This is a genomic window from Gammaproteobacteria bacterium (genome assembly GCA_029882975.1).
Lineage (GTDB): Bacteria > Pseudomonadota > Gammaproteobacteria > SZUA-152 > SZUA-152 > JAJDNG01.
Genome location: JAOUJW010000004.1, coordinates 219,040 through 231,160, shown reverse-complemented (window position 1 = coordinate 231,160; position 12,121 = coordinate 219,040). Strand labels below are relative to the sequence as shown.

Below are 12,121 nucleotides of genomic sequence, written 5' to 3'. Positions count from 1 at the left end.
TACCTCCGCTTCTACCTCCGCTTCTACCTCCGCTTCTACCTCCGCTTCTACCTCCGCTTCTACCTCCGCTTCTACCTCCGCTTCTACCTCCGCTTCTACCTCCGCTTCTACCTCGGCTTCTGCTTCTGCTTCTACCTCGGCTTCTGCTTCTGCTTCTACCTCGGCTTCTACCTCGGCTTCTACCTCGGCTTCTACCTCGGCTTCTACCTCCGCTTCTACCTCCGCTTCTACCTCCGCTTCTACCTCGGCTTCTGCTTCTGCTTCTGCTTCTGCTTCTGCTTCGGCTTCTACTTCCAAGTCGAACTCAGCCTCTACATCGGCTACCTCGGTCTCGTTTGGTGCAATGGTTTGCACAGCCTCCTGATCTGAGTCTTGGATCGTCCCCGGTAACAACAAAGCTTCCAAATAAGCATCCAGTGCTTGCTCCTGTTTCTCTACTTTTAGCGCTGGTTTGTCCATAAAGGGACCTCAGGAGGCTATGAGCCTGAACCTCTGCTCTTGTCTTTTGTTGCATTCATAGCGAATGCTTTGAACAAAGAACTGGCCATGGGATACGCTTGTATTGCAGTTTTTGATGGTTTCGGTCCTGCATGAGTGGATTGAGGATCGGTTTGCCTGCTTTGTGGTTTTGTATCCTGTGTGACTGTTGCAGGTTTTGGTGTCGCGAACAAAGCTTCTACTTCAGGATCTAACTCTACATCCGCCTGTATCTCAACATCCGATTGCTCCTCTAAATCCGGTGACTCAGACTCCCATGAGGTTTCAGCGATTAACTTTGCATCCATTGGTTCAAATGATTGTGCACCATCGTCTTTCAAATCTCCGATCGTGTCCAATGGTAACGGCATAACTTCCTGTGGGCTTGGTCTGGACGAGGGTGCTGTGAAAAGCGCAGCCACTTCAGGATCCAGTTCATCGATTGAAGCATCGGGTTCATCCAAGGGCCCGTGCTTCAGATCATTTGTTGGAACGGGTTCCAACTCCAAATCCAGTGCACCCGCAGAGGCAGCATCACTGTCGGTATCTAAAGGTTCATCATAAGTCTCATTAAAGGCAGCAAGGAAAGATTTCGCAAAAGGCTCGGTTTCAACATCAGTTTCCGGTTCATCTTCCTCAAGTAATAAGGTATGGGGTTCACGGTCTGATATTGGCAATGCCGGTTCATGATCTGCTATCACTGTAGCTTTTTGGCCGTTTTTATCAAATAAAGGCCCGTTTATCTCCTCCATGAAGGATTGCGCAAAAGGATCTGCGCCAAACTCCGCTTCCGGTCCATCCGCTTCATGCAGTGGGGTATCCGGATCTGGCTGAGTAAGCTGTTCCAAAACCTCGGTCATTTCATCAGGGACATCAACGATGTCCCGTGGTGTTTCAATTAAGGAGAGTTCGAACCCGGACAATGCTTCGTTGGCCGGCACAATCAATTGCACTATCGCTTCCGAGTCAAGTGATACGACAGATACGTCTTCCCGGTCTGCATCTGAAGCAGTACCAACCGACGGTACTTGATCCGGATTGTATTTCAACAGATCACGCAAGTAGACATCTATGGCCTGTTCTTGCGCCAACACGGTGTATGCCCGCTTAACCATGCTTCAACTGCACCGATGGTAATTGCAGTTCCTGCCGTAAATCATGTAACAATTCAGCATACGCCTGTGAACCTCGATCGTTTGGCACCCGAAGTGTTAACGGTACGCCCAGCCTGCTGGCCTCACGAAACAAAGTATCCACCGGCACCACTTTATTCCACAAGGTCGTGGGATAAGTTTCCTGCAGTTTCTTCAATGTAGTACGTGACGCCCGGGTTCGGACATCATACATCGTTGGTAAAATAGTATATTGCAGATCTTTTTGTAGTGCTTTGCCCACCATCAACAGAGTTCGCATCATTCGTTCCAGGCCCTTAAGGGCAAGGAATTCCGTTTGTACGGGTATAATCAAGTGTTCACATGCCGCCAATGCATTTACCATTAATATTCCCAATTGAGGCGGACAATCAATAATGGCATAGTCAAACTGCTGCTCCACTGCCTGCAACGCCTGCAGCAAAACCAACCCCATACCTTCTTTGGCTCCCAATTGCCGATCCAGTGTCGCCATTGCAGTGGATGCCGGTAGCAGGAACAAATTTTCGAACTTAGTCTGTATTACCAGCTCTTTTACCGATAGCGGTGTCTGTGAGGATTCTTTGCGAAACAGTTGATACAAGCTGTTTTCTATGGAATCAGGGTCCAGTCCAAAGTAGGCGGTCATGGAACCGTGAGGATCCATGTCAATTAACAAGGTTCTTGCGTTTTCTGCACACAAGCACCCACCCAGGTTTACGACCGTGGTGGTCTTACCCACTCCACCTTTTTGATTGGCCACTGCCCACTTAATCACGGTTGCGACTCCTTTATCGTAGGATCCTTGGTTTGTATCTCTGTCTTAGACGGTGTTTCGTTTAAGGGCAATAACTGCGGTCTTGGCAATGTCACCGCCTGCCTTGGTTCTACCGGGATGGCTTGTGGTAAAGAAGTCACCGGGTTGACCAGGGAATCGTTCTGAAGCCTCCGACTACCCAATGCATTGTTGTCCAGCACTCTATTAATCACTGCTTTCTCGATTTGTGAACCAATTTTATTGGTTTCACCACGGTTCAATGCCCGATCCAAGTCCATTAAATTTTGCCTTTTCACGGCAGGTGCATTGCGAACCAAAATAACGACTCGACGGTTTTTCGACCGTCCATTGGTGGTTTCATTGCCGGCTATGGGTTTATGTTCGCCATAACCCACCGCTTTCATCTTGGCCGGATCCACACCATCGCGGGACAAAGCCCGCAACACACTGGCAGCCCGGGCGGCTGATAATTCCCAATTCGAAGGAAATATGGGACTGTTGATGGGTACGTTGTCCGTATAACCTTCCACATGTATTTCGTTCTGTTGGCTGCGTAGGACAGAGGCAATTTCCTGCAACACAACAATGGCGCTTCGAGATAGTGAAGCATCTCCACTGAGAAACAACAGATTCGATTTGATAACGATCTCAACGCCTTCATTGGTTTTGGTAACCCCGATCATATCCTTATCTTCCAATTTACTCAGTTTGCGCAACAACTCATCGGATAATTTCTGCATATCGGCAATTTGCTCCGAACTGGGCATATACGCTCCGGATCTCGAATTGATGGGAACGATAATCCTGGGCACAATGGGGTTCAGACTGCCGCCTTGTTGTTGAAGTGGACTTACCGCCTTAGGCGGATTACTAAAAGCAGAAACCAGTGAATCGGACAACACCCGATACTTGCCTTCGTTAACCGAAGAAATAGCGTACATAACAACAAAAAATGCAAATAATAAGGTAATGAAATCCGCATACGACACCAGCCACCGCTCGTGGTTAACATGTTCCTCTTGTTTGCGTTTGCGGGCCATAGCCAGTGCATCTAACCAACAAATCCCTGCAATTTGGTTTCAATACTTCTGGGGTTTTCACCTTCGGCTATGGAGATAACGCCTTCAACCATCATTTCGCTGACTAACATTTGCTTGCGCACCAAACTTTTCAGTTTGCTGGCGAACGGTAAAAATACAATATTGGCTAAACCCACACCATAAATTGTGGCCACAAATGCCGTGGCAATACCGCCACCCAATTTGCTGGGATCTGCCAGGTTTTCCATTACGTGGATCAAACCCATCACCGCACCAATAATACCAATGGTGGGACAATAGCCTCCCATGGCATCATAGACCTTGGCTGCCTCCAGATCATTCTGTTCTCTGGCATCCATTTCCACTTCCATGATGCGACGAATCACTTCCGGTTCACTGCCATCTACCAATAGTTGCAGGCCTTTACGGGCAAAAGGGTCTGATTCAGTCTCCGCAAGAGTTTCCAATCCCAGCAACCCTTCTTTGCGAGCAATATTGCTCCACGCGATAATTTTTTGAATGATTTGCTCACCACCGCTGCTGGGCGGAAAAAAAACCCATAACCCCATTCGCAGGGAACGCAGAAATATACGAAAGGGTGATTGCAACATGGCAGCACCCAGAGTACCGCCAAACACAATAACCAGCGCCGGCCCGTTCATCAAGGATTGAATATGCCCGCCTTCCAATTGTTGGCCAAGCAAAATAGCGCCCACCCCCAATAGCAATCCCAGTATGCTTAGTCCATCCATAGCGTTGCCTTAAGCCTTCCCGGTAGCCAACCCTGGCGGACGGTCGACAGAAAAAACGCTGCCCATGCTGTCCAAAGTTAGAATAAAATCTGCCAACCCTGCTTCAACCACCGCATGTGGCATACCGTATATCACACTACTGGATTCATCTTGAGCCCATATTGACGCGCCTGTGTTTTTCAGATCGCGCGCACCTTTACAACCGTCCGCACCCATTCCCGTAAGAACAATAGCCAGGTTATTACCCGGATTGTTGCGTGCTACTGACTCAAACAGTAAATCCACACTGGGCTTGTAACTTATTGCAGAGTCACCTTCGGATATCTTAACCACCAAATCCCGTCGTTGACGCACCACGGTCATTTGCATACCTCCGGGCGCAAGCAGGGCCGTGGCCGGTTGCACAATATCACCATCGGCGGCTTCTTTTACTTTGATGGCGCACATCCCATCCAAGCGCTTGGCAAATGCATCCGTAAAAGCCGCCGGCATATGTTGAGCAATCAGTATGGGCGCTTTGAAATCACCGGGTATCTTGCTTAACAGTTTTTGTAATGCAACAGGCCCGCCGGTGGAAGCACCAATGGCCACCAATTTATATTGCTTTTTTGGAACTGCTGCAGCGCGCGATACCCGTGGAGACTGAGTAGCTGAGACGCCGGGCTTCAGGGGTGTTACCGCTGTAGGTTCCTTACGAGTAACTCCCGCACCGACCACACTGAGTACTTTATCGCACAGCATTTTGCGCAATTGTTCCTTATTGCCGGATACATCTTCAAAATTCTTGGGAATGTAATCCAGCGCCCCGGCTTCCAGTGCGTCCAGTGTCGATTGTGCACCTTGTACAGTTAAGGAGGAGAACATAATAATGGGAATGCGACGCTGCTGGAGAATTTTTCGAGTAGCGGTTATCCCATCCATAAAAGGCATTTCGATGTCCATAGTGATAACATCGGGGTTTAAACGCAGAGCTTTTTCCACGGCATCTTCGCCGTTAACAGCGACTCCTATGACTTCAATGCGCCCGTCATGAGACAACATTTCCGTCAAGCGACGACGGAAAAATCCGGAATCGTCTACAACCAGTGCCCGCACTGCCATGGCTAGAACCGTCTGGCGTAACGTTGCATTAAACCGGGAATATCCAGAATCAGTGAAATACGCCCATCGCCAGTAATGGTGGCACCCGCCAATCCTTTCATACCATGTAACAAAGCGCCCAACGGCTTGATAACGACTTCTTCCTGTCCAATAAGACTATCCACCACAAAACCGATCTTTTGCGCCCCCATGCTGACCACAACCACATGACCTTTCTCCGGTACGCCTTCCCGCTCTGCCCCTTTTACCAACCAACGGCGCAAATAAAATAAGGGTAATGCTTTTTCTCGCACCAGTACCACCAACTGTCCGTCGACGACATTGGTCTTGGTTAAATCTAAGTGGAAAATCTCGTTAACATTAGCCAAAGGCAGAGCAAAAATTTGCCGGTTTAACATCACCATTAAGGTGGGCATGATAGCCAGGGTCAGCGGGACTTTGATCGTAATGACGCTGCCCCTACCTTTTTGCGAGTCGATATCCACACTGCCGTTTAACTGTACTATGCGGGTTTTAACCACGTCCATACCCACCCCCCGACCGGAAACATCGGAAATCTCGGTTTTAGTGGAAAATCCCGGAGCGAATATCAAGTTAAAGCAATCTTTGTCTTCCATGCGTGCCGCTGTTTCAGCATCAACAATTCCTTTACTAATTGCGGATTGTCGCAATTGATTGGCATCCATCCCTTTACCGTCATCTTGAATGGTTAAAAGAATATGATCACCTTCCTGTTGTGCGGCCAAAATTACGGTACCGACTTTCGGCTTACCAACTTGCTCCCGTTCCTCCGGCGTTTCGATACCATGGTCCACGGCATTTCGAACTAAATGTACCAATGGATCCGCCAGGGCTTCCACTAGGTTTTTATCCAGATCCGTCTCTTCACCTTGCAGCTCCAGATTGACCTGTTTATTGAGATTTCTGGCTAAATCACGTACGACACGTGGAAACCGACCGAATACTTTTTTGATAGGCTGCATCCGGGTTTTCATTACTGCGGCCTGTAAATCCGCGGTCACCAGATCCAGATTCGCTACAACCTTGGACATTTCTTCATCGGTTGAGGAGGTCTCCAGTGTGGCCATACGGTTACGGACCAACACCAACTCTCCCACCATATTCATAATGTCATCAAGACGTTTGGTATCCACCCGCACGGTGGTTTCTTGGGAAACGTCTTTTGATTTAGCATCTCCTTTCGCGTCGTTCTTTTTAGTATCCACCTTGGGCGCTGCTGCGGGCCGAACCGGTGTCGCTTGTTTGTCTGTGGGAGACGTGGCGGCTGGAGTTGCAACTGGGGTTGCGGTTGAAGTTGTGGGTTCTGCTGCTTTCGGTTCAGCTTGAGCCTGCTTGTTCCCGGCTTTACCATGCAACTCGTCTAATAGCGCTTCAAACTCTTCGCTGCTTATGACATCAGGATCCTCTGCAGGAGAAGACCTGCCCTGTGTTACAGGCTGTACTTCTACGGAACCTTGTTTCTTCTGGGCATCCAGATCGTCCAGTAATCTTTCAAATTCTTCTTCGGTGATTTCTTCGGTTGTAGAAGACTTACCAGGGGACTTTGAGACTGTGGCGGGCTTGTCGGCCAGTGAATCCAATAGGTGTTGAAACTCCTCCTCGGTAATCTCATCATCACCGCTCTGTGCAGGAACCTCGTCCGGTACAGGTGCTGTCACCGCAGGCGCTACCTGCCCAGGCGTTGAGTCTTGTGGTTTGGCCAATTGATCCAATTGTTGCAATAAACCGGGATCTGCTGATTCCGGTGCATCTCCCATACCTAAAGCATCGAACTGATTGTTCAATACATCCAAAACCGGTAGGATGACATCCATAACGTGAGCATCAACGGCACGTTCACCATTGCGTAACACATTGAAAACATCTTCGGCACGGTGGCACAAACCCACCAAGGGATCCAAACCCAGGAAACTGGCACCACCTTTGATCGTGTGAAAACCACGGAATACGGCGTTAAGCAGTGCACTATCGTCCGGCTGGTTTTCCAGATCAACCAGCTGCTCACCTAATTTCTCCAGAATCTCCCCGGCTTCAACCAGAAAATCCTGTAACAGTTCCGCATCATCATCCATAATTGATCGCTGCCACTGACTCTATTAGTTAAAATCCTAAACTGGAAAGCAAATCATCCACTTCATCCTGGCTGGAGACATTTTCCGAAACTGCTTTTGTACCGGGCACATAGGGTCCTTCCGCCTCAATTGCCGAGACCGAGCCCTCGTCCGCTGATTCCGGTTTACCGAACATACCACCGGTAAGACGCATCAGCTCCACCAGATTTCCTTCTACCTCTTCCACCAAGTCGATTACTTTCTTGAGTATCTGACTGGTTAAATCCTGAAATTCCTGAGCCATGAGTACTTGATTCAAATTTTGTTTCATAGCACCAGCGTCAGTTTCAATATCTCCAAGGAACTTTTCAATGGTTGAGCTCAACTCGCGAAACTGATCTACAGACAATTCTCGTCGTTTAAATTTTTTCCAGGCACTACTCAGTTCCCCCGCCTCTGTCGCAATAGACTCGGCCAAAGGCATACTGTTTTCAACAGCTGAAAGCGTTTGATCCGCTGACTTTTGAGTTAATTCAATCACGTGCAGCAAACGTTGCCGGGCATCGGGAATATCTTGCGCTGTCATACTGTCCAGGCGTGCATCCTCACGAAATCCCTGTAAGCTATTATGCAGTTGCCGAGTCATCTTCCCTACTTCCTGATACAGTAAGGATTCTCTTATGGATCCCAACTGCGCCAGCACTTGCGCGGTTTTCTCTTCATTACCCTCTTGCATTTCCATGATCAGCTGTTCTGCTTGATCAAGGACCTGCTTGGATCTATCGTCCGCATGTTCCATTAATATTCCCCGGCTCCCTTGGTCGCATTAACACGAATCCTCAGGCAGCTTCGATTCGTTCCCAGATTTTGTCAATTTTTTCTTTCAAAGTTTGCGCGGTGAAAGGTTTAACAATGTAACCATTCACACCCGCTTGCGCAGCTTCTACAATTTGTTCACGTTTGGATTCCGCCGTCACCATTAATACCGGTAAGTTCGCCAACTTTGCGTCAGCACGAACGGCTTTTAGAAGATCAATCCCTTGCATACCAGGCATATTCCAGTCCGTTACCAGGAAATCAAAGTCTCCGGCTTTTAACATAGGTAAAGCCGTAGCACCGTCATCCGCCTCGGATGTGTTGTTGAATCCCAGATCCCTAAGTAAGTTTTTGATTATCCGACGCATAGTGGAAAAATCATCCACAATGAGGATTTTCATATTCTTGTCCAAAACTACCTCCAGCCCGTTTCCGTACGATAGGATAAAACTTTTAAGCCATTGAATTACTGTAACTCAGCGCCTCCCTATTTGCCGACCCAGTGAGCCATGCGGGACTGTAACCGAATTACCGCCTGGCTGTGTATCTGGCAAACTCTGGATTCGCTTACCCCTATAACGGCACCAATCTCCCGTAAATTTAGCTCTTCATCGTAATAAAGTGACATAACCATTCTTTCCCGTTCCGGTAGCCCGGCGATGGCATCTGCCAGTCCCTTTTTAAAATCTTCATTTTGCAGTCCGTCCAAAGGACCCCGGTCTCGCTCCGAAATTCCAGCCACTCCGCCTTGAGACTCTACATCCAATTCTTCGTAACTAAATACCCTGTGCCCGCTGGCATCCTGTAACAGTTGGTGATAATCGTCCAGTGACATGTTTAGGGCTTTGGCAATTTCCACATCTCTGGCATCTCGACCGGTATTGTTTTCAATTTCGCGAACCACTTCCGCTACCATCCTGGCCTTGCGATGCACTGATCGGGGTGCCCAATCATTCTTACGAATTTCATCGAGCATAGCGCCCCTGATACGAATACGCGCATAGGTCTGAAAGCTGGCTCCTTGACTTGCGTCATAATTTCTCAATGCTTCCAGTAATCCTATTAGACCTGCCTGGATCAAATCGTCTTGCTGTACGCTGGGCGGTAACCGAGACATCAGATGGTAGGCAATTCTTTTCACGAGCGGTGTGTACGTCTCGATTTGTTCATTGTCGCTCACATCTGTTTTATGGGTTTCAGCGTAAATGGCCATACCATTCATATCGCAACTCCTGTTTCTCGCCGACTAGCCAATATGAGTTTTTCTACGAAAAACTCGATACGGCCACCGGCGTTTCCGGATAAAGGCCAAGCATCGGCTTTTTGGGCTAATTTTTTAAATGCTAATGAAGACTTGCTACGCGGGTAGGCGTCTGAAACAGCTCTTTGTCTCTGTACGGCTTTTTTGAGCATTTCGTCGTGTGGAACCATACCCATAAAATCCAGGGACACATCCAGAAACCGATCCGTAACTGCTACAAACTTTTGATACAGCTCCCTGCCGTTTTGAATACTTTCGACCATATTGGCCAAAATGCGAAATCGGTGGATTCCATAATCCCGGTTTAACAACTTAATCAACGCATACGCGTCGGTAATCGATGTGGGTTCATCACAAATAACCACCACTACCTCCTGAGACGCTTTGGCATAACTCACCACACTGTCCGAGATTCCGGCTGCGGTATCAATTAACAACACATCAGGAGAGCTGGTCATCTCGCTGAAAGCTCGAATCAAGGTACCGTGTTGCAGCGGTCCTAATTCTGCCATGGCCTGTAAGCCGGAAGCTGCCGGAATAATGCGTAAATTTTCCGGACCTCGTATCGCTATTTGATCCAATGATTTTTCGCCTTTTATAACATGGGACAAATTGTACTTGCCGTGCAATCCCAACATTACGTCCACATTAGCTAGACCCAAATCCGCATCCATGAGCATGACTTCGCGTCCCATTCTCGCCAAACCGATACCCAGGTTAACGGAAACATTGGTTTTTCCAACTCCCCCTTTTCCACTGGTGATGGCGATAACTCTGACCGGATTGTGATATGACATACGTCTTAAACCGGTTGCCTGATCTATCAAGTTACGCACTAGCATAGTTGTTGCCACCGCCCAGCGTGTTTTCCTGCGCCACTCGCGCCTGATGCATTTTGCGCGCGATAACCAGGGCGCGGTTAATCAGCATGTGCGCTCTGGCCAAATGCAGGTCTTCAGGTACTTTTTGACCGTCGCTGATATAAGTCACCGGTAGCTTGTGCTTGGAAACCACGGATAACGCACAACCTAAATTTGTGGTTTCATCCACCTTAGTAAGAATGGTACCGGTAATATTAATATTGCTAAAAGTACGAATAATCTCATCCAACGCAGCACCTTGTGTGGTCGTAGACATGACCAGGTAATTTTTTACATTAGAAACACAATCCTTAATTAGGGAAAACTGTTCCATCAAGCGCGAATCTCTCTGACTCATCCCTGCTGTATCTATCAAAACAAATTTCTTGTGTGCAATTTGGCGCAGATTCTCTTCCATCTGGCGTTTGTTATTGGCAATCTTTACGGGTATCCCCAATATCTTGCCGTAGGTTCTCAACTGCTCTAATGCACCTATTCGGTAGTTATCCGTGGTGATCAATGCCACATTCTCCCGACCGTGACGTAAAGCATAACGCGCGGCCAACTTGGCAATGGTCGTAGTTTTACCTACGCCAGTAGACCCGACCAACGCGACGATTCCACCCTGCGCCACCAAGTCATCGTCACTAATGGGAATCAAACGAGCGAAAGTCGATAATGCCGCTTGCCAAGCACCATGGAAATCCGCGTCCGGTGCGATGGAACCGACTACTTGGTCAATGATCGGTTGACTCACTTCCATTTCCGTTAACTGACGGGTGACTCTGGCTTGAATACTGGTACCGCCGGGTTTGGCTATACCACCGGAGACGCCATGCCGGTCTGGATTGGCCTGACCGTGGCTTGACTGAAATCCAGCTTTCTCCGTACCAAAAGCCGTTAATTCGGGAATGCTGTTGCTTTCGCTTAGACCTGGACGAATCGACTGATTCGGAGTCGGTATTGCGTTCTCACGCACGGGCCTGGGATTTTGTTCCAGGCTTTCGGCCGCTCTACTTTTCAGTCGATCCGTAATCGGCCTTGGCGGACTGCTGCGAAAGTGTTTGGATTTGGGTTTCGCTTCAGATATAAAATTGGAAAAAGATTCCGCATCAATGATAGGCATGTCCAAAGAATCGTTCTCTACCGATACCGGCCAGTCTTCCATTGTGGAGTTATCACCAATTTTGTATTTCAGATAGGGCGACCGTGACTGTCCTCCCGCTGGTTTGAAAGCATCATCAATTTTGTTTTGTGGACGCCTGTTTTGTTGTAAATGATTCACCGAGGGATTTATTAAATCGTAGGCCCAGTTTTCCTCGTCGGTTTCAAACTCCGAATCATATTCCTCATCGTCATAGACGAACTCAGGAGCGCTCTCCTGTATTCTGGGTTCCTGTATTCTGGGTTCCTGTATTCTGGGTTCCTGTATTCTGGGCTCTTGTATTCTGGGGGCTTGTTGCTTGGAAGCCGCTACTGGCGATACAGGTGGTTCCGGTATGCTTTTTTGCACACGTGATGCAGTCGGAATCGTTTGCTGTGGCCGCGCCGACGGCGATTTAGCTTTAGACGCTTCTGGTGATTGTGGCTGATGCAAATCAAACTGCACAGCTTCCACGGATTCACTGGACTCAGACGCTTGTGCTCCCACCTGAGTCTCATAAACGTTGTCGGTGTCAAACAGGGATTCATCGTAGTCTATCGCTGCGACCACTTCTATGCCACCGCTGACTTTGTTGTTAGATAGAATCACCGCATCCGGGCCAAGCTCGTCCCGAACCATGCGTATGGCGCTTCTCATATCTTGAGAAAAAAAGCGTTTTATCTTCATGTT

12 protein-coding genes are annotated in these 12,121 nt (G+C 48.4%); all 12 read right to left on the bottom strand.

Annotation, left to right across the window (positions count from 1 at the left end):
* Positions 1–459: hypothetical protein (locus OEY58_05180; protein MDH5324836.1), on the bottom strand; the 459-nt coding region annotated here is incomplete at its 3' end.
* A gap of 17 nt (positions 460–476) precedes the next feature.
* Positions 477–1,592, bottom strand: a complete 1,116-nt coding sequence (locus tag OEY58_05175; GenBank protein ID MDH5324835.1) for a hypothetical protein — start codon at positions 1,590–1,592, stop codon at positions 477–479.
* The gene (locus OEY58_05170; protein MDH5324834.1) at positions 1,585–2,385 is read right to left on the bottom strand and encodes a ParA family protein; all 801 of its coding nucleotides are present in this window, start codon (positions 2,383–2,385) and stop codon (positions 1,585–1,587) included. Before OEY58_05170 ends, OEY58_05175 begins: the two co-directional genes overlap by 8 nt.
* On the bottom strand, positions 2,382–3,425 hold the full coding sequence (gene motD / locus OEY58_05165; protein ID MDH5324833.1) for a flagellar motor protein MotD: 1,044 nt from the start codon (positions 3,423–3,425) through the stop codon (positions 2,382–2,384). The genes OEY58_05170 and motD overlap by 4 nt, the downstream gene beginning before the upstream one ends.
* Positions 3,426–3,436: 11 nt before the next feature.
* Positions 3,437–4,177: a flagellar motor protein gene (locus OEY58_05160; protein MDH5324832.1), complete on the bottom strand. Its 741-nt coding sequence runs from the start codon at positions 4,175–4,177 to the stop codon at positions 3,437–3,439.
* Positions 4,178–4,186: 9 nt separating this feature from the next.
* The gene (locus tag OEY58_05155; protein ID MDH5324831.1) at positions 4,187–5,278 is read right to left on the bottom strand and encodes a chemotaxis response regulator protein-glutamate methylesterase; all 1,092 of its coding nucleotides are present in this window, start codon (positions 5,276–5,278) and stop codon (positions 4,187–4,189) included.
* Between the two features lie 2 nt (positions 5,279–5,280).
* Positions 5,281–7,371, bottom strand: a complete 2,091-nt coding sequence (locus OEY58_05150; GenBank protein MDH5324830.1) for a chemotaxis protein CheA — start codon at positions 7,369–7,371, stop codon at positions 5,281–5,283.
* Positions 7,372–7,399: 28 nt separating this feature from the next.
* A complete protein-coding gene (locus OEY58_05145) occupies positions 7,400–8,149 on the bottom strand; it encodes a protein phosphatase CheZ (GenBank protein MDH5324829.1) in 750 nt (249 codons plus the stop codon).
* Positions 8,150–8,189: 40 nt separating this feature from the next.
* Positions 8,190–8,591, bottom strand: a complete 402-nt coding sequence (gene cheY, locus OEY58_05140) for a chemotaxis response regulator CheY (protein ID MDH5324828.1) — start codon at positions 8,589–8,591, stop codon at positions 8,190–8,192.
* Positions 8,592–8,653: 62 nt separating this feature from the next.
* Positions 8,654–9,388, bottom strand: a complete 735-nt coding sequence (locus OEY58_05135; GenBank protein ID MDH5324827.1) for an RNA polymerase sigma factor FliA — start codon at positions 9,386–9,388, stop codon at positions 8,654–8,656.
* Positions 9,385–10,269: a MinD/ParA family protein gene (locus OEY58_05130; GenBank protein ID MDH5324826.1), complete on the bottom strand. Its 885-nt coding sequence runs from the start codon at positions 10,267–10,269 to the stop codon at positions 9,385–9,387. The genes OEY58_05135 and OEY58_05130 overlap by 4 nt, the downstream gene beginning before the upstream one ends.
* Positions 10,256–12,118, bottom strand: a complete 1,863-nt coding sequence (flhF, locus tag OEY58_05125; GenBank protein MDH5324825.1) for a flagellar biosynthesis protein FlhF — start codon at positions 12,116–12,118, stop codon at positions 10,256–10,258. The genes OEY58_05130 and flhF overlap by 14 nt, the downstream gene beginning before the upstream one ends.
* Between the last annotated feature and the right edge of the window lie 3 nt (positions 12,119–12,121).